Raw genomic sequence first — 20,839 nt, 5'->3', positions numbered from 1 at the left:
CTCAGCGGTCCACCACCCTCACGACCTGGGTCTGCGCCTCGTCGGGGTCCCCCGACTCCTCGGTGAGGTCGGGCACCGGACGGCGGGCCTGGTCGGAGATCCGCAGCAGGATCGCGACGATCACCCAGTTCGCGATCAGCGAGCTGCCGCCGGCGGACAGGAACGGCGTGGTCAGGCCGGTCAGCGGGACCAGCCGGGTGACGCCGCCGACGACGACGAACACCTGGATCGCGATGACGCTGCCGAGCCCCATCGCGATCAGCTTCCCGAGCCCGTCGCGGCAGATCAGCGCCGTCCGCAGCGCGCGCTCGACGATCAGGCCGTAGAGCAGCAGCACGGCGATCACCGCGGTGAGTCCGAGCTCCTCGCCGACCGCCGCCATGATGAAGTCGTTCTGCGCCTCCGGGATCCGGTAGGGGATCCCCTCGCCGAGACCCTGGCCGATCAGCCCGCCCCACGCGAACCCGTAGAGGCTCTGCACCAGCTGGTAACCGTCACCGCGCGCGTCGGCGAACGGGTGCAGCCAGATGTCGACGCGCTCGGTGACGTGCCCGACGAAGAAGTACGCCGCCACGGCACCGCACAAGAACATGATCGCGCCCACGAACAGCCAGCCCGGTCGCTCGGTCGACACGTAGAGCATCACCAGGAACAGGCCGAAGAACAGCAGGCTGGAGCCGAGGTCCTTCTGGAGCACCAGGATGCAGAGGCTGATCAGCCACATCGCGACGATCGGGCCGAGGTCGCGGCCGCGCGGGAGGTCGATGAACAGCAGCCGGCGGCCGGCGAGCGCCAGCGCGTCGCGGTGCACGACGAGGTAGCCCGCGAACGCGAGCACGAGCAGCACCTTGGCGACCTCGCCGGGCTGGAAGCCGAGCGGGCCGAGCCGGACCCAGATCCGCGCGCCGTTCACCTCGTTGCCGATCACCGGCAGCATCGGCAGGACGAGGAACCCGATGGCGACCAGGCCCATCGTGTAGGTGTAGCGGCCGAGCTGCCGGTGGTCGCGGATCACGAGCAGCGCGCCCACGAACAGCGCGACGCCCAGCGTCATCCACATCAGCTGCTTGCTGGCGTTGGAGGTCTCCTCGGCGAGGTCGAGGCGGTGCAGCACCGCGAGCCCGAGGCCGTTCAGCGCCGTGACCACCGGCAGGAGCACGGGATCGGCGTACGGGGCGACGAACCGGATCGCGATGTGGGCGACGACGGCGAGCGCGGCGAGCCAGCTGCCGTAGCCGATCAGGTTCGCCGGCACCTCGCCGTCGACGCCGAGACCGACGGAGGCATAGGCACCGATCCCGACGACGAGGGCGAGCACGAGCAGGAACAGCTCCGCTCCCCGCCGACGGCGGTGGACGAAGCCCATCAGCCCGGCGTTGTTCGTCATGCTCACTCGGACGGCTCGGCGTTCTGCGCCTGGTGCGCGTACATCGCGACGCGGTCCTTGGCCTGGTCGTAGTCGTCGACGGAGATGCCGTCGTCGAGCTCGCTCTGCAGCCCCGGCTCGAGCGAGTCGACGGGGACGTCGCTGTCCTTGTAGAGGCTGGAGAGCCCGGGGACGCCCGGGATGCCGCGGTAGATCGCGACGTGGCCGTCGTGGTCGCCGACGTAGTACTGCTGCTGGGTCCACCAGTACGCCGACGCGAGCGCCACCCAGAGCACGCCGAGCACCACGACCAGCGCCAGGATGCGCTTGGTCCAGGCGTAGCGGGCGGGCGGCCGGGGGGCGTAGCGGTAGGCCTCCGGGTCGACCGGGTCGGCGCGGATGGCGAAGTCGACGCCGTCGGGGATCTCGGCCGCGACCGGCTCGAGCTCGCCGGTGTCGCCCGAGCGGTGCCCGCGGAACAGGGTGCGGGGGAGGCGCCGCTTGAGCTCGGCCGCCGCGCCCACGACCTGCGGGTCGGCGGGGGGCTGCTCGGCCGCCTGCTCCTCGGTGAGCACGTCGGCCACGATGCAGGTGACGTTGTCGGAGCTGCCCGCCTCGAGACTGGCGCGCACCAGCTCGATGGCGGCGTACTCCGGGCTCCCTCCGGAGAGCACGTCGGCGATCCGCGCGGGCTCGAGCACCCCGCACGCGCCGTCGCTGCAGAGGAACAGCCGGTCGCCGGGCACCAGCTCGAGCGCGAACACGTCGGGCTCCACCTCGTGCAGGCCGTCGAGCGCCTTGAGGATCAGGTTGCGGTGCGGGTGGACCCGCGCCTCCGCCTCGGTGATCCGGCCCTCGTCGATCAGAGTCTGCACGAACGTGTGGTCGGTGGTGAGCTGGGACAGCTCGCCGTCCCTGAACAGGTAGGCACGCGAGTCACCGACGTGGCCGATCGCCGCTTTGTTGCCGTCGAAGAGCGCGACGGTCGCGGTGGTGCTCGTGCCGTTGAGCGCCGGGTCCTGGTCGACCTGGCCCGCGATCGCCTCGTGCGCCTCGTGCAGGCCGTCGGTGACGCGGACCAGCAGGTCGCCCGAGCCGGGCTGCTCGTCGAGCTGGCGCAGCTCGCCGATCGCGGTGCTCGAGGCGATGTCGCCCCGCGCCGCGCCGCCGACGCCGTCGCAGACGGCGAGCAGCCACGGGCCGGCGTACCCCGAGTCCTGGTTGTCCTTCCGGACCCGGCCGACGTCGGAGATCGCGTGGAACCGCAGCCGGAAGGAGGCGGTGACGGGGGTCTCTGTGGTCGCGGCTTCGGTCACGATCACTTCCTCAGCTCGAGGATCGTCTTCCCGATGCGGACCTGCGAGCCGAGCATGAGGGTCGTCGGCTGGGTGATCCGCTGGGTGCCGAGGTAGGTGCCGTTGGTCGAGCCCAGGTCCTCCACGAACCACTGGTCACCGGACGCCGCGATCCGGGCGTGGCGGGTGGAGACGTAGTCGTCGTCGAGCCGGATCGCCGCGTCGGTGCCGCGACCGATCAGGATCGGGGCGTCGGCGAGCGCCGCGGTGGCGCCGGTGTTCGGGCCCTGCACGACGGCGACGTGGGTCGGGGCGCCACGACGCTTCGGCGGGGGCTTCTGCTTGGCCTGCTTCGGCTCCTTGGTACGTCCGCCGGCGGCCGTGGTGGGCACCCGCGCACCGAACATGTCGGAGCGGATCACCGAGATCGCCGAGAGGACGAAGATCCACAGGATCGCCAGGTAGGCGATGCGGACCAGGAAGAGGGTGAGCTCAGACACCGGCGCCTCCGTCGACCATCCGCACCGTCAGCGAGGTGTGTCCCACCTGGACCCGAGAACCGTCGCGCAGCACGGCTCGGGCGACCTTACGACCGTCGACGGTGATCCCGTTCGTCGAGCCCATGTCGTGGACCTCGATATGCAGGTCGCCCTGGCCCGGCGCGACGCCCGCGCCGCCCTGGGTCGTGACGAGGAACTCGGCGTGCCGCCGGCTGATCCCGGGGTCGTTGATCCGCAGGTCGGCGTCGCTGCCGCGGCCGATCACCAGCCCCGGCGGCTGCAGCGGGTGCTGGGTGCCGTTGACCTCCAGCACGGCGCGGGTCTCCCGGCCCGCACCCCGGAGGGTGCCGCTGACCGTCGCCTCGGCATGGCTCAGCACCCGGAACCGGCCGGTGCCGAGATCGGAGGCCGGCTTGAACGCGATCCGGATCGGCCCCGGGAAGACGTAGCTCTGCATGTCGGCGTGCTCCTGGAGCTGGCCGGCGAGCTCGCTCGCGAGCGTCGTGTCGTAGGGCGAGAGCCGCTCCAGGTCGGTCTGGGAGAGCTCGACGTCGAACGCGTTGGGCACCAGCCGGCGCTCCCGGGAGAGGATCTGTGCCTTGTTGTCGAGCTCGCGCTGGAGGGCAGCCGCGATCTCGACGGGCTGCACCGCACTGCGGAAGGTACGGGCGAAGACTCCGGAGATCGCCTGCTCCAGCTTCTGCTCGAAGCGCTGCAGCCCACCCACGGGTCCTCCTCCTTCCCTGGCTCGAACGGTCCGCTCGATCGTATAGGTGCCCGCTTCGGCTGCCGGTTTGGGCGCGCGAGCCCGGCTGGGATAGCCTGACCCGGCTGTTCATCAGCGACGCGCGAGTGGCGGAATAGGCAGACGCGCACGGTTCAGGTCCGTGTGTCCGAAAGGACGTGGGGGTTCAACTCCCCCCTCGCGCACGTCACGACAAGCCCCGGGTCCCGGATCCGGGGCTTCGTCCATTTCCGCCGGCAGGCGCCGGGCGCAGGGAAAAGCTTGCGCCGGAGGGAACCTCCGGAGCGCCGTCAGGCTCTTGACTGGGTGAGAGCACGTCGTCGACAGGGAGCGCTGATGAAGGCACGGTCGTGGGAGCGCGAGTACTGCGACTTCTTCGCCGCGCGGCGGCGCCCGCTGATGCGGACGGCGCACGGCATCCTCGGCAGCTGGCCGGCAGCCGAGGACGCGACCCAGCAGACGTTCGTGCAGCTCTACGTGCACTGGCCGCGGATCGAGAGGGCCGCGGTCGACTCCTACGCGCGCCGGGTCCTGGTCAACGCCTGCTTCGCCTCGCTCCGCAAGGGGCGGCACGAGGTGCTGGCGGACGCCGTACCCGAGCTCGCCGACCCGGGGCCGGCGCCCGCCGCCGAGCAGCGGGTCGACCTGGAGACCGCGCTGCGGAGCCTCTCGGCGCGCGACCGGGCCGTGCTGGTCCTCCGCTTCCTCGACGACCTGCCGGTCGCGGCGGTCGCGGAGGTGCTGGAGGTGCCGGTCGGGACCGTGAAGAGCCAGACCTCGCGTGCTCTCGCCCGGCTGGAGGCACTCCTGGCCGAACCGCGGCCGGCCACCGATCTCAGTGAGAGGAGCTCAGGATGAGCGTCGAGCAGCAGTTGCGGGACCACTTCCGCGACGACCCGGCCGAAGGGGTCGGAGGACCGGACCTCGAGAGCGTCCTGGACCGAGGACGGCGGCGGCGACGCGCGCGCGTCGCCGGGTTCGCCGGGGCCGCCGGGGCTGCCGCAGCGGCCGTGACGGTCGGCGCCGTCGTCACCGCCTCGCTCGTCGGTGGCGACGCGCCGCCGACCGTGTCGGTGCCCGACCGGGGGGCCGATCCGGCCGCCGGGTCCCCGGACTTCGTGACCGGCACGGACGTCGACGAGACGATCCAGCAGGTCGTCGCCGATCACCTGCCGGCGCTGGGTGACGCCGCGGACGTCTACCCGAGCGACTGGTTCGCCGACGGGCCGATCCCGGACGCCGACTTCGCCGACGCCACGGACTGGCAGGCGGCGTACCCGGTCGCCGACGGCGAGCGCGCGCTGGTGCTGATGGGCTATCCCAAGCCCGGCGAGCCGACCGGGTGCTCCGTCTGCCACGACGAGACGGTGCCCGGAGGAACCCTGCGGACGCAGGTCACGCGCCTCCAGGGGTCCGGGGAGTGGCTCTTCATGACCAGCCTGCTGCGCGACGACGGGTTCACCGTGGGCGTGATCGACTACGTGACCGCCGACCGCCTCGCCGAGGCGAAGCAGGCGCGCTCGATCAGCGACGACGACGCGGCCACGGTCGTCCGCGACCCGCGCATGCACTTCGACCCGCCGGCGGACCCGCCGACCGGTCCCTGAGCGAGCAGCGGTCGGCGGGGTCGCCCGGCCGGAGTTCGTCCTCGCGGGGGATGTGCCGCGGGCGGCCGCCGCCTAGCGTGGCCGGATGGGCTGGAAGGACATCGCCAAGGTCGCGTCGGACTGGGCCGAGGCCAAGAAGACCGAGCTGCTGACCATCGACCGGCGGACCCGCGAGAACGCGGCCGCGGACGCCGAGACCGCCGAGCTGCGTGCGCAGGAGGAGGCGGCGACCTCCTTCCTCGAGGCCGCCCTGCCCCCGCAGTGGGCCGAGCGGGTCACCGCGGCGCGGCCCGAGAACGTCGCGGCTCGCGCGGCCGAGCAGGCCCGCCAGGACGACGTACGGCGTCGCGACCGCCTCGCCGGCAGCGGCACGGCCGAGGTGGTGCTGAGCCTCTCCGGCGGTGAGTCGGGGTCCGGCTCGGTGGTGCTGCCGTGCACCCGCACCGAGGAGCACCCGACGCCCGAGGACCTGGCCGATCGTGACGGCGGCCCGGCGCCGCTGTCGTGGCTCCGCGTCCTGGTGGAGTCGCCCGACCCGGTCCCCGTCGGCTCGACCACCCTCGCCGCGCTCGGCATTGCCGTGCCGGCGTACTCCGGTCCCGGCAGCTACGACCTGATCGACCTCGCCGAGCGTGGCGAGCGCGGCGAGGTCGACTGGTGGGAGGTCTTCGACATCCACCTCGACCCGACCGGGTCGGGCGACGACCGCACCTGGTACCTCGACGTCTCCGCCGACGGCGGAGCGACGGTCGAGGTGACGGAGTCCGCGGTCGCCTTCGACCTGCCGATGACCTCGGCGATCAGCTCCGTCCGGCTGCGCGGGACCATCAGCTGGTGACGTCGGGCGCCGGCTGATCTCTGGTGTGTCCGGCATCCCGCGTATCGGCGCGGCCCGGCGGGGTATCGCTGGAGCACGGAAAGGAAAGGTGCTTCGATGCCCGGCCTGCTCATGCTTCTGCTCACCCTGGGACTCCCGCCTGCGAGCCTGTTCGGGCTGCTGTGGATGGCGCGGTTCGAGGAGGGGATCGGCAAGGACCCCGGGGCGCGGCGACCGAGGCGCGCGACGGCACCGAAACCTGCCGCAACCAAACCGTCTCGGGCGGTCTCTCACCAGTATCGGGTGCCCGCGACGCCGGGTGCCCTGTGACCATCCCAGGAGACCCCGCCATGACCACCACCATCCCGCAACCACCGCCGGTCCCGACGACGGTCCTCGAGGACGCCCGGTTCTGCGACCGCTGCGGCGCTCGCGCGGTCGCGGTGTCCCGCCACCTCGCCGCAGACCTCGGCTGGTGTCGCCATCACCTCCGTGAGCACGCCCCCAGCCTCGAGGCAGCAGGCATCGACATCGCCCTGCTCCGCGACACAGCCTGACTCCTGCTCGGGCGGAATGCCGGGAGCCGCGGAAGCCGTTGAGCCCTCGTGAGCGACGACGATGGCGACGGGCTCCACCCGCTGCTGCGCTCCCGGTTCAGCCCGCTTGCGTTCGACCCCGACCACCGACTGTCCGAGCGCGATGTCGACGTCCTTCTCGAGGCCGCGCGCTGGGCGCCGTCGGCGGGGAACTCGCAGCCGTGGGGCTTCGTCGTGGCGCGGCGCGGCGAGCCGCGGCACGAGGCGCTGTTGCCGCGGCTGGCGCCGAGCTCGCGGCGGTGGGCGCCGTCGGCGTCCGCCCTCGTCGTCAACCTGGCGCACCGGCGGGTCGACGACTCCGACCTCCCCTACTCGGAGTTCGCGGACTACGACCTGGGCCAGGCCGTGGCGCACCTGACCCTGCAGGCGCACGCGCTCGGGCTCGCCTGCCGTCAGTTCCGCGCCTTCGACCTGGACGGTGTCGCCGCGGAGATCGGCCTCGCGGACGGCTGGGACCTGGTGTCGATGACGGCTGTGGGGCGACCCGCGGAGGAGCAGCCGCAGCGCGAGCGGCGGGACGTCGTACGGCTGCAACGTGACCCGCTTGCCGGTTGATCGACGACGCCGGCGCGAATGGCCCTACGATCCGGCCATGCGCCTTCGTCGTACCCGCCTCGCCCCGCTGACCTCGGCCGCCGTCCTCGTCGCCGCTCTCGCGGCCTGCGCGCCGCAGGACGAGGCGAAGGACAAGACCGGCGATGTCGCGTCCTCCGCCGACGAGTGCCAGACCTCCGAACTGGCGCTCAAGAACGACGGCGTGCTGACCATCGGCACCGACTCGCCGGCCTACGACCCGTGGTTCGTGCACAACGACCCGAGCAACGGCAAGGGCTTCGAGTCCGCGGTCGCGTACGCCGTCGCGGACCAGCTCGGGTTCTCGCAGGACCAGGTCAAGTGGATCAAGGTCGGCTTCAACAGCCTGTTCAAGCCGGGCGGCACGGACTTCGACTTCGACATCAACCAGATCTCGATCACCCCGCAGCGGGACAAGGTCGTCGACTTCTCCGAGGGCTACTACTCCGCTGCCCAGGCCGTGATCGCGCTCAAGGGCAGCCCCGCCGCGTCCGCGACCAGCCTCGCCGACCTCAAGGGCCTCAAGCTCGGTGCCCAGACCGGCACGACGTCGCTGACCGCGATCCGCGACGACATCCAGCCCGACCAGGACCCGCTGGTCTTCGAGGACACCAACGTCGCCAAGCAGGCGATGGAGAACGGCCAGGTCGACGCGATCCTCGCCGACCTGCCGACGGCCTTCTACATCAGCGCTGTGGAGATCCCGGACAGCACCGTGGTCGGGCAGTTCCAGGTCGAGGGCAGCCAGCAGGAGCAGTTCGGCATGCTCTTCGAGCAGGGCAGCGACCTGCTGCCGTGCGTCAACCGAGCGCTCGAGTCGCTCAAGGACGACGGCACCCTCGCCTCGATCGAGAAGCAGTGGCTCTCCGACGTCGTGAACGTCCCCGAGCTGCAGTGACCGGGACCGCCTGGACACCGAGCGCGCGCGAGCTCGAGCGCCGTCGGGACCGCCGGGAGATCAGCAGGCGACGGGTGCTGATCGCGTCGGTGGCGACCGTCGTCATCATCGGCGGGCTGGCGGCCGCCGTGGTGCTCTCGCCGGGGTGGGCACGGGTCCGCTCGTCCTTCTTCGACCCGGACGAGGCACGCCGGTCCTTCCACCCGATCCTCGAGGGCTTCTGGCTCAACGTGCGGATGTTCCTCATCGCCGAGCCGATCATCCTGGTCGCCGGCCTGGCGATCGCCCTGGCGCGGCAGGCCCGGTCGCCGTGGCTGCTTCCGCTGCGCGGCCTGGCGGTCGTCTACACCGACGTCGTCCGCGGCGTCCCGACCATCCTGCTCGTCTTCCTGTTCGTGTTCGGCGTACCCGGCCTGAAGCTGGAGGGCCTCACCAACTCGATCTTCTTCTGGGCGACCGTGGCGCTGGTGGTGTCCTACTCCGCCTACGTCGCCGAGGTCTTCCGGGCCGGCATCGAGTCCGTCCACCCGTCCCAGGTCACCAGTGCCGAGGCGCTCGCGCTCACCCGAGGGCAGTCGATGCGCTACGTCATCGTGCCGCAGGCGCTCCGGCGGGTGATCCCGCCGCTGCTCAACGACTTCGTGTCGCTGCAGAAGGACACGGCCCTGGTGGCGTCGGTCTCGTTGTTCGACTCGCTCTTCACGGCGCGCGACATGGCGGCCTACGACTTCAACTACACGCCGTACGTCGTCGTCGCGTGCTTCTTCATCGTGATCACCGTGCCCCTCGCGCGCTTGTGCGACTGGCTGTCGCGCTGGGTCGTTCGGCGGGAGCGGGCGGGGGTCTTGTGAACGAGCGACCGCTGATCGAGGTGCGCAACCTCCGGAAGACCTACGGCAGCAGGGTGGTCCTCGACGACATCTCGCTCGCCGTGAGCAGGGGCGACGTCGTGTGCCTGATCGGCTCGTCCGGCTCGGGCAAGTCGACCCTGCTGCGCTGCCTCGACCTGCTCGAGCCGATCGACGACGGCGTGATCGAGTTCGAGGGCCGGGAGGTGTCGGACCCGGGCGTCGACCCGCGGGACGTGCGCCGGGAGATCGGCATGGTGTTCCAGGCCTACAACCTGTTCCCGCACCGCACGGTGCTGGCCAACTGCACCCTCGCGCCGCGCAAGGTGCACGGCCTCTCGCGCCGGGCGGCGAGGTCGCGCGCCGTGGAGCTGCTCGGCCGGTTCGGGCTGGGCGAGCACGTGGACGTCCACCCCGACCAGCTCTCCGGCGGCCAGCAGCAGCGCGCCGCTCTGGTGCGGGCACTGTGCACCGAGCCCAAGCTGCTGCTCCTCGACGAGATCACGGCGGCGCTCGACCCGGAGCTGGTCGGGGACGTCCTGGGCATCGTCCGGGACCTCGCCGCGGCGGGGACCACGATGGTGCTCGCGACCCACGAGATGGCGTTCGCGCGCGAGGTCGCCTCGAGGGTCTGCTTCCTCGACGGCGGCCGGGTCCTCGAGTCCGGTCCTCCCGAGCAGGTGCTCGGCGACCCGGTCGAGCCGCGGACGAGGGAGTTCCTCCGTCGCGTGCTGCCCGCCTGACCGTCACCGGAGCGGATGGGCGCGGAAGAAGTCCCAGACGACGTCGCTCGCACCGGGCGGCCACGCGTGACCGGTCCGCGCCACGCGGTAGACGGTGTGGTCGGTGCCCGCCCGGCACCGGGCGGTCGAGCGCACCGCTGGGGTGCGGCCGAGCCGCACCCGGGTCACGTCCGGCGTACCGCACGCCGCGCTCCTGGCCCACTCCGCGTCCGCGCGGTGGAAGGTCGGCATCAGGTCGTCGCGCACGCCCTCGATCGCGAGCAGTGACGTCGGCGGATCGGTGTCGAGGTCGCCCGTGGTCGGACCGCTGACCACCGCGAACGACGCGACCCGGTCCGACAGCTCGGTGGCCAGCGTGTAGGTCACCGCGCCGCCGACGGAGAACCCGGTCACGTGCACCCGGTGGGGGTCGACCCGCCAGTGCGCGACGAGGTGGTCGACGAGCCGGCCGACGTCGGCCGGGTCGGTCAGCGACTCGGGGTAGGCCACGAGGAAGCCGTGCCGGTCCGCCAGTCGCGACAGGTCCGTCGTGCGCGCCATCTGTCCTGGCGACCCCGGTACGCCGTGCAGGGCGATGACCAGCGGCCGCCGCCCGTGCCGGGCGATCCCGGGCGGCGCGTGCAGGAGATAGACCACGGTCGCGCCCGAGGGCAGCGGCAGGGCGAGGCGGTGGTCTCCGGGCTCGGCGCCCGGCGAGGTGCACCCGGCACCCGCGACGAGCACGAGCGCAGCGACCGCCTCCCGCAACCGACCGGTCACGCCGCATCCTCCTCGGTGTCGGTGGCCGACTCTAGGTTCGGATCACGTCCCACGCCACGCACCACCCGACCCGAAGGAGCACCGATGGCCTCGCAGCTCAACCCCTACATCTCGTTCAAGGACACCGCGCAGGCTGCGATGGAGTTCTACAAGTCCGTGCTCGGCGGCGAGCTCACGATCAGCAGGTTCTCGGACATGGGCGGGGAGGGCGACGGCGTCATGCACTCCTCGCTGGTCACGTCCGACGGCCTCGTCCTCTTCGCGGCCGACACCCCCGAGGGCATGGACTACACGCCCGCTGCGGGCATCTCGATCAGCCTGTCCGGCGACGACGAGTCGCTGCGTGGCTACTTCGACGGGCTGGCGGAGGGCGGCACCGTGACGGTGCCGCTGGAGAAGCAGGTCTGGGGCGACGAGTTCGGCATGGTGCTCGACAAGTTCGGCATCAGCTGGATGGTGAATATCTCGCCGGCGTCCGCCTGACCGGGTCCGACTCGTCGACGGCCGCCAGCCGGCGCTGGCGCTCGACCGTGGCGAGGTAGAACGCCCAGCCGAAGGCGAAGCTGGTGAACAGCGTCGCCACGAAGTAGAGCCACGGCCGGGCGATCCCTCGCCGGCGGCCGTCGACGATCGTCATCAGCGGCAGCAGGACGACGTTGCCGATCGTGTAGTCCTGGCCCGCGGAGCCCGCGGCGGGATTGGCGAACATCAGGTGGATGTACTGCGCCCAGCTCCCGTCGCCCCAGATGGGGTTGTTGAGGATCGGGTCGTCGGCGTACTCGCGGACGAACCTGATGTTGAACCACCAGCCCAGGACGACCGAGATGGCGCCGACGACGTACAGCACCAGCTCGAGCACCGAGAGCGCCGGCCCGCCCGGGACCCGTCGGAAGACCTGCGGGTTGGCGCGGAGGATCCACACCACGACGAGCACGCCGAGCACGGCGTGGACGAGAAGCGACACCATGCCGGGCAGCGTCGTCCCGCCACGCGCCGAATGTCAATAGTGACAAAAGACCGGGTGGTCGGCTGAGGTACGGTCGCGCCATGCCGAGGGCACCGCAGACCGTGCGCAGCGAGCGCACCCGGGAGGCGCTCCGCCGCGCCGCCCTGGTGCGGTTCCTCGCCCAAGGCGTCGAGCAGACCTCCGCCGAGCAGATCGCTGCCGACGCCGGGGTCTCGCTGCGCACGTTCTACCGGCACTTCAACTCCAAGCACGACCTGCTCTTCGCCGACTACGACGCCGGGCTGCAGTGGTTCCGCAAGGCACTCGCGGACCGGCCGGCCGGTGAGCCGTTGGTGGAGTCGGTCCAGGCCGCGATCTTCGCGTTCCCCTACGACGTCGAGGCGGTCACCCAGATCGCGCGCCTCCGGTCCGGCGAGCTGGACCCGACCCGGATCGTGCAGCACATGCGGGAGGTCCAGTCGGACTTCGCCGATGCGGTGCTCGACCACGTCGGCCGCCGGCATCCCGACGCCGACGAGCTCGCGGTCACGGTCACCGCGCGCTGCGTGGCCGCCGCGGTGTTCGCCGGGATGGAGGTCTGGATGCGTCAGGACGACCGCAACCTCGCCGACCTCGCCACGCTGTGCCGCGACGCGCTCGAGTCCGTCACGGCCGGCCTCCCCGTCTCCTGACGCCGAGTCGGCTCAAGCTTGAGCCGACTCGGCGAGCGTTTTGTCACTATTGACGAAACTGGACGGTGGTGCGAGCCTGGCCGGCATGTACGACGCGATCGTCATCGGGGCCGGGCACAACGGGCTGGCCGCAGCGGTGCTCCTGCAGCAGGCGGGCCTGCGCACCCTCGTCCTGGAGGCCAAGCGGTACGCCGGCGGCATGGCGTCGACCGTCGAGCTCTTCGACGGCTTCCGGTTCGAGATCGCCGGGTCCCTGCAGTTCCCGACCTCGGCGGAGGTCAGCAAGGTGTTGGCTCTCGACACCCTGCCGACCGTCCACCTCGACGTGATGTCGGTGTCGCTGCGGGGCACCGGTGATCCGGCCGACCGGCCGCTCGTCTACTACACCGACCTCGTCGAGCTGATGACGCACCTCGAGCAGGAGCACGGCGCAGAGGTCGTGCTCGGCATGGCCGAGCTCGCCGCCTGGGCCCAGGCGCCCACCCGGGCGCTGGGCAGGTTCGAGGCGGCGCGTCCGCCCCGCACCGTCGAGGAGATGTACGCCGTCGCGACCACCGACGACGAGCGCCGGGCCGTCGAGGAGATGCTGACCGCCTCGGCGAGCGACGTGCTCGACCGGTTCGTCCCGGACCGGGACAAGCACGGCGCGCTGCGCGGCATGCTCGCGTTCCTCGCCTGCAACTCCCAGTACCGCGGCCCCGAGACGCCGGGCAGTGCGATGGGGTTCGCCTACGGCTTCGCGGTGCCCGACGAGACCGCCTCGCTGATGACCAAGCTCGAGGGCGGGATCGGCGCGCTGACGCGCCACCTCGAGGGCCTGCTCGCCGACGCGGGCGGCGAGCTCCGGCTGAGCACCGCGGTCAGCGCGATCGACACCGCCGGCGGCCGCGTCGTCGGCGTCACGACGGCCGGCGGCGAGCGGATCGCTGCTCCCGTCGTGGTCTCCGCGATCGACCCCGGCCTCAGCGTCAACGGCCTCGTCGGCGAGAGCGCTCCGGCGGCGGTCCGGGAGCGACTCGCTGCCGTCGACCACCGCGGCTCCTACGTGCAGATGCACTTCGCCCTCGATGGCGCGCCCGAGTTCGCGGCGCCGTACGAGCTGCTCAACGACCCGCGGATGCAGGGCGCCATCGGGCTGTTCAGCACCCCCGAGGAGCTGCAGCAGCAGTGGGAGGACTGTCGGCGCGGGATCGTGCCGGCCGATCCGGCGATCGCCTTCCAGATCCCGTCGGCCCAGGACCCGACGCTGGCGCCGCCGGGCAAGCACGCCGCGTCGGCGTACTCCCTCTGGTTCCCGATCGAGACCGACGCGGCCGACTACGCGCGGCTCAAGGCCGAGATGGGGCAGCGGGTGATCGACAAGATCACCCGCATCGCGCCCAACTTCGAGGGCCTGATCCTCAAGCACACGACGTTCACGCCCAAGCACATGGGCACGATGTTCGGCGCCCCGTCCGGCGACTGGTGCCACGGCCTCATCCACCCGGAGCAGATGGGTGCCCACCGCCCCGGTCCGACCGGCTGGACCGACCTCCCGCTGGGGATCGAAGGCCTCTACCTCGGCAGCGCCGGCTGCCACGGCGGCCCCGGGATCACGTTCATCCCGGGCTACAACGCCGCCCAGGCCGTGCTCGCGCGCTGACCGCTCCGCCTGTGGGAGAGTGCGGCCGTGCTCGTCGTCGTGCTCGCCGTCCTGACCGGAGCCGTCACGCTCGTCGACTGGTACGCGACCTCCCGTCCCGAGCGGCCCGCCTGGCAGCAGCTCAGCCGCCCGGCCCCGATGGCTCTGTTGGCGGCCACCGTCGTCGCCGCGGACGGCTTCGACCACGCCGCCTCCGTCTGGCTCGTCGGCGCCATCGTGCTGGGCGGCATCGGCGACGCCTTCCTCGTCGACCCCACCGAGGGCAGGTTCATCGGCGGGCTCGCCTCGTTCCTGCTCGGACACCTCTCCTACGTCGCCACGTTCCTCGCCGTCGGCGTCGACGAGAGCTGGTGGACCATCGGCGGCGGGCTCGTCGTGATCGCTGCGTTCACGATCGCCCGGTACGTGCTGCCCAGCGCGCACGCACGGGGCGGCGTCGGGCTGGCCGCGCCGGTGGCGACGTACATGTGCGTGATCGGCGGGATGACGATCACCGGCTGGTCCACCGGGGACTGGCTGGTCGCAGCCGGTACGGCGATCTTCGTCTGCAGCGACACGATGCTGGCGATCAACCGGTTCGTGCGCGAGCTGTCCTGGAGCCGGCTGCCCGTCATCACGACCTACCACGTGGGCCAGTTCCTCATCGCGGCCGGCGTGCTACGCATGATCACGTGACGGACTCCCACGCGCCGATGCCGGGCGCCGAGAGCCTGGCCGAGCCGATGCGCTCGCGTTGGAGCCCCAGCATCTTCGACGCCGAGCACACGCTGTCGACCGCGGAGATCCGGACCCTGCTGACCGCGGCCCAGTGGGCGCCGAGCAGCGGGAACATGCAGCCGTGGCGGTTCGTCGTGGCCGAGCGCGGGAGCGCGGCGCACGACGCGCTGCGACCGCACCTGAGCCGCGGCAACTCCGGCTGGGTGCCGCGCGCGTCGGTCGTATTCCTCGCCGCCACCCAGGTCGAGCCCGAGCCCGACGAGACCGACGACCCGCGCGCGTTCAAGGGCGCCGACGTGAACATCTACGCCCTCGGGCAGGCAGCCGCCCACCTCACCCTCGAGGCGCAGGCGATGGGCCTGTGGGCGCACCAGTTCGGCGGCTTCGACAAGAGCGCCACGGGGGACGCGCTCGGCGTGCCCGCGAGCTGGCGGATCGTCGCCGGCATCGCGGTCGGCGTACGCGGAAACCCGGCGGAGGTCTCCGAGCGTGACCAGGAGCGCGAGCACCGCGAGCGTCGCCGCAAGCCCGTCGAGGAGATCGCGTACGGCGACCGCTGGGGCTCGCCCTGGCGGGGCGTTGACTAGAACCTGTCACACTTTGACCATGTCTACGCTCCACGACTTCGCCGCGACCTCGATCGACGGCCAGGAGGTCGACCTGTCGGCCTACAAGGACCAGGTCGTCCTCGTCGTCAACACCGCTTCGAAGTGCGGGTTCACCCCGCAGTACGAGGGCCTGCAGCAGCTGCAGGAGTCGTACGCCGACCAGGGCTTCACGGTCCTCGGCTTCCCGTGCGACCAGTTCGGCCACCAGGAGCCCGGCGACGAGGCGGAGATCGCGTCGTTCTGCTCGACGAGCTACGGCGTGACGTTCCCGATGTTCGCCAAGATCGAGGTGAACGGCGACGGCGCGCACCCGCTCTACCAGTGGCTGAAGGACGAGCAGGGCGGCCTGCTCGGCGGCAAGATCAAGTGGAACTTCACGAAGTTCCTGGTGGGCCGGGACGGAGCGGTCATCGACCGCTACGCCCCGACGACCAAGCCGGAGAAGCTCACCGGCGACATCGAGAAGGCCCTCGCCGGCTGAAAAGCACGCCGAGTCGGCTCAAGCTTGAGCCGACTCGGCGAGGGGTGAGGGTCAGACGCCGACCAGGTCGGAGTCCTTCTCGACCGACACGGGCTTGGAGTCGCGCTCGAGCGACTCGCCTTCGACGTCGACGTTCGGCAGCAGGCGGTCGAGCCACCTCGGCAGCCACCACGCCTTCTCGCCGAGCAGGTAGAGCACCGACGGGATCAGCACCATCCGCACGATGAACGCGTCGAAGATGATCGACGCTGCGAGCGCGAAGCCCATCGACTTCACGACCGCGTCGTCCTCCAGGATGAAGCCGGAGAACACCGCCGTCATGATCGACGCCGCGGCGACGACCACGCGGGCGCTGTTGCGGAACCCGTCCACGACGGCCTCCCGCGTGGACAGTCCGTGCACGTGCGCCTCGCGCATCCGGGTCACCAGGAAGACCTGGTAGTCCATCGCCAGGCCGAACACCATCCCGATCAGGAAGATCGGCATGAAGCTCACGATCGGCTGGCCCTCGAAGATCCCGAAGGCGCCCTTCTGGAAGATCGCGACGGTCGCACCGAGGGTGGCGAGCACCGACAGCAGGAACCCGAGGGTCGCGGTCAGCGGCACCAGGATCGAGCGGAACACGACCATCAGCAGCACGAACGCCAGACCGATGACCACCGCCAGGTAGACCGGCAGCGCGCCGTTGAGCCGGTCGGAGACGTCGGTGGTGATCGCGGTCAGACCGGTGACGCCGGTCGTCGTACCGGTCTTCTCCTCGATGCCGGACTGCCCGTCGCGCATCGCCTGCAGCAGGTCGAGGGTCTCGGGGTCGTCCGCTCCGGACGCCGGTGTCACCTGGATCATCGCCCCGGTGCCGACGCCTTGCGGCTTGCCGGTCTTCGGGTCGACCGGGGCGTTCGTGGCGACCAGGGTCGCGGACTGCACGTCGTCCTGGCGGCCCGCCCACTCGGCCACCTGGTCGAACGCGACCTGGCGCTGGTGCTCGTCGGCGATGCCACGGCCGTCGACGACGACCAGCAGCGGGCCCTCGCGGCCGGGTCCGAACGCCTCGGCCATCAGGTCCGACGCCTTGCGCTGCGTGGTGTCGCTCGGCGCGGTGCTGTCGGTGGGGAAGGCGAGGTACATGTCCTTGATCGGGATCGCGAGCGCGCCCAGGGCGACCACGACGAGCAGCGCCGCGGCAACCGGCCGGCGGCCGAGGAGCCGTGCCCAGCGCACGCCGTTGTTGAGCACCAGGCCGTGCTGGTCACGCTTCGGCGTGTAGCGCCGCACCCGCGCCTTGAACACCCACGACTTCAGCAGCCCGAGGATCGCGGGCAGCAGCGTGAGTGCCACGAGCACGGCGATCAGCACGGTCGCCGCGGCGGCGAGGCCCATCGCCGTGAGGAACGGGATGCGCACCACCGACAGCGCGGAGAGCGCGATCAGGACCGTCAGGCCGGCGAACACGACGGCGGATCCGGCCGTGCCGACGGCGATGCCCGCCGCGTGCGCCCGGTCGTCGGTGTGGTGCAGCTCGGAGCGGTAGCGGGCCAGGATGAAGAGCGTGTAGTCGATGCCGACCGCGAGGCCGATCATGGTCGCGAGCATCGGCGTGCTCGAGCCGATGTCCATGAACGCGGTCATGGCGGTGACACCCGTGGTGCCGAGACCGACGCCGAACAGCGCGGTGAGGATCGGCATGCCGGCGGCGACGAAGGAGCCGAAGGTCAGCAGCAGCACGATCAGCGCAACGCCGATGCCGATCAGCTCCGAGGAGCCGCCGGGCGCCTGCTGGACCTGCATGCCGTTGCCGTTCGCCTCGACGGTGAGGCCCGCGTCGTCGTGGGTCTGCTGCATCAGGTCGGTGAAGTCGTCGAGCGTGGCCTGCTTCAGGTCCGCCGGCGTGTCGACGTCCCACGAGAAGGACAGGGTGCCGATCCGGGCGTCGTCGGACAGCGGCGTGAGCGCCGGCGGCGCGCTCTTGGCGGCGACGACCGGGTCGACGAGGCCGGGGTTGGCGGCCGGGTCGTCGCTCATCTGCGGCAGTCCGGGGATCTCGGTGATCAGGTGCGCGATCGCGTCGCGGTAGCCAGGCTCCCGCAGCGTGTGTCCCTCCGGCGCGGCGACCACGACGTTGACGCTCGCGTCGTCGAACGCGTCACCCGACTGCGGGAACAGCTCCTGCTGGAGGGTCTGCGCCTTCTCCGACGGGATGCCGGGGATCGAGAACGAGTCGGTCATCGGCTTGCTGAACGCCACCGCGGTCGCCACGACCGCGGCGAAGACGACGAACCAGGCGGCGAGAAAGAAGTACCACCGCCGGTAGGCGGTGGAGCCGAGCTTGTAGAGCAGGCGGGCCATCAGGGGTCTCCTAGGTCCTTCAGTCGGTGAGTACGGCGACCGCGTCGGCCACCGCCTCGTCGAGGGAGTCCGCGAGCGAGCGCGGGTCGTCGGGGTCGAGCCGGAGGAGCGCCGAGTCGAAGATGGTGGCGATCAGCCGGATGAGCAGGGCGGCCCGCTCGGCGCCGTACTGCTCACCCTCGCGGGCCAGCACCAGCTCGGTGGACTCGAGCATCTTCGCCTCGAAGCGCTGGTGGACGATGCCGAGCAGCTGCGGGTCGCCGAGCACGACCGAGCGGCCGAGCTGGACGAGGTCGATGTCGGCGGTCTCGTCCTGCATGAGGGCCGCGGCCACCTGCACGATGTCCGCGACCAGGCTGCCGGTCGGGCCACCGGCGACGAAGGTCTCGCGCAGCTCCGGTCCGATCTCGTGGTCGGGCCCGAGCACCACCGCGACCTTGGAGTCGAAGTAGTTGAAGACGGTGCGGCGCGAGACCTCGGCCGCGTCGGCCAGGTCGTCCATCGTCCAGCCGTCGAGCCCCTGGTCACGGGTGAGCTCGAGCGCGCACCGGCGCAGGCGTCGCGTGGTCTCCGCCCGGCGGGCGTCCCACTTCGACTCGGCGCTGGTCATGCCGCCGAGTCTTCCAGAGGTTTTGCACTCAACCTAATTCGAGTGCAAATATGTGACCGCGGTCACGGAGCAGCGGGCGCCACCAACCCGTGGTCGTAGGCGTAGACGATCGCGGCCGCGCGGTCGCGGAGGTCGAGCTTGGTGAAGATCCGGCCGATGTGGCTCTTCACGGTGAGCTCGGAGATGAACAGGCGCTCGGCGATCTCGCCGTTGGTGAGACCGGCGGCCATGGCGCGCAGGACCTCGAGCTCGCGGGCGGTCAGGACCTCGGGGACGCCGTTGCCGCCGTTGCCGGCGGCGGACGGGGCGGAGCGGTAGCCGCGGAGCACCCGGGCGGTCACGGCGGGGTCCAACCAGCCGTCACCCGCAGCGACGGTGCGCACCGCGCGGATCAGGTCGTCGGCGGAGGAGTCCTTGAGGACGAAGCCGGCGGCGCCGGCGCGCAGCGCGCCGGACAGCATGGCGTCGTCGTCGAAGGTCGTCAGCACCAGCACCGGTGGCGCGACCGGGTCGGCGCGGAGCCGCTCGGTGGCCGTGATGCCGTCGACGTCGCGCATCCGCAGGTCCATCAGGACGACGTCGACCTGGCCCGCGGCGAGCGCCTCCGGCACCTCGGCGCCGTCGGCGCACTCCGCGACGATCTCGAAGCCGTCGCGGCGACGCAGGATGCGGCGCAGGCCCGAGCGGACCAGCTCCTGGTCGTCGACCAGCACGACGCGCAGCGGCTCCGGCGTCAGCGGGACGCGTCCGGTCACCGAGGCACCTCGACCGCCACCGCGGGCACGTCCGGGAGCCGGTCGCCGACGAGCTTCGCCACCGAGCAGCCGGGCGTTCCGGCGCCGAGGCGTACGTCGACGACCCAGTCCTGGCCCGAGGGTCCCGCGCTGAGAGTGGCGCCGAGCTGCTCGGCGCGGGCCTGCATGCCGGCGAGGCCGGAGCCGACGCCGTCCGGGGCCCGGACCTGCCCCTCGAGCCGGTTGCGCACGGTCAGGTGGGCGCCGTTGCGTCCGACGGAGAACCGCACCCGGGTCGCGGTGGCGGGCGCGTGCTTGGCCACGTTGGCGAGAGACTCCTGCGCGATGCGGTAGAGCCCGAGACCGGCAGCCCCGGAGAGCCGCGCCGGGTCGCCCTGCTCCTCGTAGCGGACGTCGAGGCCGGCCTCGGCCGTCTGCCGCACCAGGGCGGCGATGTCGCCCGCGCCGGGGAGCGGCTGGCGAAGACCGGTGTCCGGCTCGGACATCGTGGAGATGGTGCGCCGGATGTCGGCCATCGCGCGGCGGCCGATCTGCTCGGCGTCGCCGAGCGCGGCGTCCGCCTCGTCGATCGCGTCCGACGGGCTGGCGCTGCCGTCCACGACGTCGCGGAGCGCGTGCCGAGCGCCGGTGATGTGCAGCAGGGTGACGCTGAGCGAGTGCGCGACCAGGTCGTGGATCTCGCGGGCGATCCGCTCCCGCTCGGCCGTCGTGGCCTGCTGCCAGGCGGCCTCGCGGGCCTCGCGCTCGGCGACCAGCGCGCGCATCTGCCACAGCAGCATCGCGCCCACCGCGAACCCGACCTCGAGGAACACCGCGTAGACGCCGAGGCCCACGAGTCCGCTCGCGAGGGCGGCGACGCCCAGGACGGCGTAGCTCACGGCCGCGACCGCGGTGCCGCGCAGCACGCCGTCGCGTGCCGTGATCTCGGCGATGACGAACGCGAGGAGTCCCGGCGCCGCGTCGACGGGTGACAGCACGTCGTAGGTCGGCTGGACCGACAGCAGCCATGCGGTCGCCAGCACGGCCGGCAGTGCGTCGAGCCACCACGGCACCCAGACCCGCCAGCCGAGCTGCGCCACGGCAGGCGCGAGGGTCAGTGGGACGGTCAGGACGAGCGGGTCGAGCGGCCACAGCGCGTCGCGCTGGTCCAGTGCGAGCAGGACGCAGATCACCTGGCCGGCGAGGCCGAGCAGCGGCACCCACCAGGGGTAGAGGATGCCGCGGGCGAGGCAGTTGTCCTCGATCCGCTGCCGCGCGGCGCGCAGCATCCCCAAGCCGCTCATGCCAGCAGCGTA

Annotated in this window: 24 protein-coding genes and 1 tRNA gene; 15 read left to right on the top strand and 10 right to left on the bottom strand. The window is 71.8% G+C overall.

All coding sequences use genetic code 11. From position 1 onward, the window contains the following. Position 1 precedes the first annotated feature (1 nt). The 4 genes from ABD709_RS12075 to ABD709_RS12060 are packed head-to-tail and all read right to left on the bottom strand — an operon-like array spanning position 2 to position 3,888. Positions 2-1,387 carry an FtsW/RodA/SpoVE family cell cycle protein gene (locus ABD709_RS12075; RefSeq protein ID WP_344775675.1) on the bottom strand — a complete coding sequence of 462 codons (1,386 nt, stop codon included), beginning with the start codon at positions 1,385-1,387 and terminating at the stop codon, positions 2-4. Between the two features lie 2 nt (positions 1,388-1,389). Further along, entirely contained in the window at positions 1,390-2,682 is a 1,293-nt protein-coding gene (locus tag ABD709_RS12070) for a PP2C family protein-serine/threonine phosphatase (RefSeq protein WP_344775673.1), read from the bottom strand. Between the two features lie 2 nt (positions 2,683-2,684). After that, positions 2,685-3,161 (bottom strand): FHA domain-containing protein FhaB/FipA, encoded by a 477-nt coding sequence (locus tag ABD709_RS12065; protein ID WP_344775671.1) that lies wholly within the window; start codon positions 3,159-3,161, stop codon positions 2,685-2,687. Further along, positions 3,154-3,888, bottom strand: coding sequence for an FHA domain-containing protein (locus ABD709_RS12060; RefSeq protein ID WP_344775669.1), 735 nt, complete (start codon positions 3,886-3,888; stop codon positions 3,154-3,156). The genes ABD709_RS12065 and ABD709_RS12060 overlap by 8 nt, the downstream gene beginning before the upstream one ends. 119 nt (positions 3,889-4,007) lie before the next feature. Between ABD709_RS12060 and ABD709_RS12055 the strand changes: the two genes are divergently transcribed. The 9 genes from ABD709_RS12055 to ABD709_RS12015 all read left to right on the top strand — a co-directional run bounded on the left by ABD709_RS12055 (position 4,008) and on the right by ABD709_RS12015 (position 9,988). After that, a tRNA-Leu gene (locus ABD709_RS12055) sits at positions 4,008-4,091 on the top strand. 151 nt (positions 4,092-4,242) lie between these two features. After that, positions 4,243-4,764, top strand: a complete 522-nt coding sequence (locus tag ABD709_RS12050; RefSeq protein WP_344775667.1) for a sigma-70 family RNA polymerase sigma factor — start codon at positions 4,243-4,245, stop codon at positions 4,762-4,764. Continuing rightward, complete coding sequence (locus ABD709_RS12045) at positions 4,761-5,513, top strand: hypothetical protein (RefSeq protein ID WP_344775665.1); 753 nt, start codon at positions 4,761-4,763, stop codon at positions 5,511-5,513. The genes ABD709_RS12050 and ABD709_RS12045 overlap by 4 nt, the downstream gene beginning before the upstream one ends. Positions 5,514-5,598: 85 nt before the next feature. Beyond that, positions 5,599-6,351 (top strand): hypothetical protein, encoded by a 753-nt coding sequence (locus tag ABD709_RS12040; RefSeq protein WP_344775663.1) that lies wholly within the window; start codon positions 5,599-5,601, stop codon positions 6,349-6,351. Positions 6,352-6,680: 329 nt separating this feature from the next. Then, positions 6,681-6,887, top strand: a complete 207-nt coding sequence (locus ABD709_RS12035) for a DUF7455 domain-containing protein (protein ID WP_344775661.1) — start codon at positions 6,681-6,683, stop codon at positions 6,885-6,887. 48 nt (positions 6,888-6,935) lie between these two features. Beyond that, positions 6,936-7,481: a nitroreductase family protein gene (locus ABD709_RS12030; RefSeq protein WP_344775659.1), complete on the top strand. Its 546-nt coding sequence runs from the start codon at positions 6,936-6,938 to the stop codon at positions 7,479-7,481. 37 nt (positions 7,482-7,518) lie between these two features. Beyond that, complete coding sequence (locus ABD709_RS12025; protein ID WP_344775657.1) at positions 7,519-8,397, top strand: ABC transporter substrate-binding protein; 879 nt, start codon at positions 7,519-7,521, stop codon at positions 8,395-8,397. Then, on the top strand, positions 8,394-9,248 hold the full coding sequence (locus ABD709_RS12020) for an amino acid ABC transporter permease (RefSeq protein ID WP_344775655.1): 855 nt from the start codon (positions 8,394-8,396) through the stop codon (positions 9,246-9,248). Before ABD709_RS12025 ends, ABD709_RS12020 begins: the two co-directional genes overlap by 4 nt. Continuing rightward, positions 9,245-9,988 (top strand): amino acid ABC transporter ATP-binding protein, encoded by a 744-nt coding sequence (locus ABD709_RS12015; protein ID WP_344775653.1) that lies wholly within the window; start codon positions 9,245-9,247, stop codon positions 9,986-9,988. The genes ABD709_RS12020 and ABD709_RS12015 overlap by 4 nt, the downstream gene beginning before the upstream one ends. Before the next feature lie 3 nt (positions 9,989-9,991). Here the strand turns inward: ABD709_RS12015 and ABD709_RS12010 are convergent, their stop codons facing one another. Next, positions 9,992-10,747 carry a CE1 family esterase gene (locus ABD709_RS12010; RefSeq protein WP_344775651.1) on the bottom strand — a complete coding sequence of 252 codons (756 nt, stop codon included), beginning with the start codon at positions 10,745-10,747 and terminating at the stop codon, positions 9,992-9,994. A gap of 84 nt (positions 10,748-10,831) precedes the next feature. Between ABD709_RS12010 and ABD709_RS12005 the strand changes: the two genes are divergently transcribed. Continuing rightward, positions 10,832-11,230: a VOC family protein gene (locus ABD709_RS12005; protein ID WP_344775650.1), complete on the top strand. Its 399-nt coding sequence runs from the start codon at positions 10,832-10,834 to the stop codon at positions 11,228-11,230. On the opposite strand, the gene ABD709_RS12000 is transcribed toward ABD709_RS12005, so the two are convergent. After that, a complete protein-coding gene (locus ABD709_RS12000; RefSeq protein WP_344775648.1) occupies positions 11,193-11,714 on the bottom strand; it encodes a DUF2834 domain-containing protein in 522 nt (173 codons plus the stop codon). The genes ABD709_RS12005 and ABD709_RS12000 overlap by 38 nt on opposite strands. An 80-nt stretch (positions 11,715-11,794) precedes the next feature. Between ABD709_RS12000 and ABD709_RS11995 the strand changes: the two genes are divergently transcribed. From ABD709_RS11995 to ABD709_RS11975, 5 genes are all read left to right on the top strand, one after another. Continuing rightward, the gene (locus ABD709_RS11995; protein WP_344775646.1) at positions 11,795-12,385 is read left to right on the top strand and encodes a TetR/AcrR family transcriptional regulator; all 591 of its coding nucleotides are present in this window, start codon (positions 11,795-11,797) and stop codon (positions 12,383-12,385) included. Between the two features lie 85 nt (positions 12,386-12,470). Beyond that, positions 12,471-14,027, top strand: a complete 1,557-nt coding sequence (locus ABD709_RS11990; RefSeq protein ID WP_344775644.1) for a phytoene desaturase family protein — start codon at positions 12,471-12,473, stop codon at positions 14,025-14,027. Between the two features lie 27 nt (positions 14,028-14,054). Next, the gene (locus ABD709_RS11985; protein ID WP_344775642.1) at positions 14,055-14,702 is read left to right on the top strand and encodes a lysoplasmalogenase; all 648 of its coding nucleotides are present in this window, start codon (positions 14,055-14,057) and stop codon (positions 14,700-14,702) included. Further along, positions 14,699-15,331 carry a nitroreductase family protein gene (locus tag ABD709_RS11980; RefSeq protein ID WP_344775641.1) on the top strand — a complete coding sequence of 211 codons (633 nt, stop codon included), beginning with the start codon at positions 14,699-14,701 and terminating at the stop codon, positions 15,329-15,331. Before ABD709_RS11985 ends, ABD709_RS11980 begins: the two co-directional genes overlap by 4 nt. 19 nt (positions 15,332-15,350) lie before the next feature. Further along, entirely contained in the window at positions 15,351-15,833 is a 483-nt protein-coding gene (locus ABD709_RS11975; RefSeq protein ID WP_344775639.1) for a glutathione peroxidase, read from the top strand. A 51-nt stretch (positions 15,834-15,884) separates the two neighbouring features. On the opposite strand, the gene ABD709_RS11970 is transcribed toward ABD709_RS11975, so the two are convergent. The 4 genes from ABD709_RS11970 to ABD709_RS11955 all read right to left on the bottom strand — a co-directional run bounded on the left by ABD709_RS11970 (position 15,885) and on the right by ABD709_RS11955 (position 20,827). After that, on the bottom strand, positions 15,885-18,179 hold the full coding sequence (locus ABD709_RS11970) for an MMPL family transporter (RefSeq protein WP_344775637.1): 2,295 nt from the start codon (positions 18,177-18,179) through the stop codon (positions 15,885-15,887). 19 nt (positions 18,180-18,198) lie between these two features. Continuing rightward, the gene (locus ABD709_RS11965; RefSeq protein WP_344775635.1) at positions 18,199-18,789 is read right to left on the bottom strand and encodes a TetR/AcrR family transcriptional regulator; all 591 of its coding nucleotides are present in this window, start codon (positions 18,787-18,789) and stop codon (positions 18,199-18,201) included. A 62-nt stretch (positions 18,790-18,851) separates the two neighbouring features. Further along, positions 18,852-19,544: a response regulator transcription factor gene (locus ABD709_RS11960; protein WP_344775633.1), complete on the bottom strand. Its 693-nt coding sequence runs from the start codon at positions 19,542-19,544 to the stop codon at positions 18,852-18,854. Next, the gene (locus ABD709_RS11955) at positions 19,541-20,827 is read right to left on the bottom strand and encodes a sensor histidine kinase (RefSeq protein ID WP_344775631.1); all 1,287 of its coding nucleotides are present in this window, start codon (positions 20,825-20,827) and stop codon (positions 19,541-19,543) included. Before ABD709_RS11955 ends, ABD709_RS11960 begins: the two co-directional genes overlap by 4 nt. Between the last annotated feature and the right edge of the window lie 12 nt (positions 20,828-20,839).

Origin of the sequence: Nocardioides panacisoli (assembly GCF_039537325.1) — a bacterium.
GTDB classification, from domain to species: domain Bacteria; phylum Actinomycetota; class Actinomycetes; order Propionibacteriales; family Nocardioidaceae; genus Nocardioides; species Nocardioides panacisoli.
The sequence above is the reverse complement of the archived record's forward strand: the minus strand, read 5'-3'. Positions and strand labels throughout refer to the sequence as shown.

Coding starts and splice junctions, on each gene's coding strand:
- ABD709_RS12075 (WP_344775675.1), bottom strand. CDS start 1,387: ATGACGAACAACGCCGGGCTGATGGGCTTCGTCCACCGCCGTCGGCGG.
- ABD709_RS12050 (WP_344775667.1), top strand. CDS start 4,243: ATGAAGGCACGGTCGTGGGAGCGCGAGTACTGCGACTTCTTCGCCGCG.
- ABD709_RS12045 (WP_344775665.1), top strand. CDS start 4,761: ATGAGCGTCGAGCAGCAGTTGCGGGACCACTTCCGCGACGACCCGGCC.
- ABD709_RS12040 (WP_344775663.1), top strand. CDS start 5,599: ATGGGCTGGAAGGACATCGCCAAGGTCGCGTCGGACTGGGCCGAGGCC.
- ABD709_RS12035 (WP_344775661.1), top strand. CDS start 6,681: ATGACCACCACCATCCCGCAACCACCGCCGGTCCCGACGACGGTCCTC.
- ABD709_RS12025 (WP_344775657.1), top strand. CDS start 7,519: ATGCGCCTTCGTCGTACCCGCCTCGCCCCGCTGACCTCGGCCGCCGTC.
- ABD709_RS12005 (WP_344775650.1), top strand. CDS start 10,832: ATGGCCTCGCAGCTCAACCCCTACATCTCGTTCAAGGACACCGCGCAG.
- ABD709_RS12000 (WP_344775648.1), bottom strand. CDS start 11,714: ATGGTGTCGCTTCTCGTCCACGCCGTGCTCGGCGTGCTCGTCGTGGTG.
- ABD709_RS11995 (WP_344775646.1), top strand. CDS start 11,795: ATGCCGAGGGCACCGCAGACCGTGCGCAGCGAGCGCACCCGGGAGGCG.
- ABD709_RS11990 (WP_344775644.1), top strand. CDS start 12,471: ATGTACGACGCGATCGTCATCGGGGCCGGGCACAACGGGCTGGCCGCA.
- ABD709_RS11975 (WP_344775639.1), top strand. CDS start 15,351: ATGTCTACGCTCCACGACTTCGCCGCGACCTCGATCGACGGCCAGGAG.
- ABD709_RS11970 (WP_344775637.1), bottom strand. CDS start 18,179: ATGGCCCGCCTGCTCTACAAGCTCGGCTCCACCGCCTACCGGCGGTGG.
- ABD709_RS11965 (WP_344775635.1), bottom strand. CDS start 18,789: ATGACCAGCGCCGAGTCGAAGTGGGACGCCCGCCGGGCGGAGACCACG.
- ABD709_RS11955 (WP_344775631.1), bottom strand. CDS start 20,827: ATGAGCGGCTTGGGGATGCTGCGCGCCGCGCGGCAGCGGATCGAGGAC.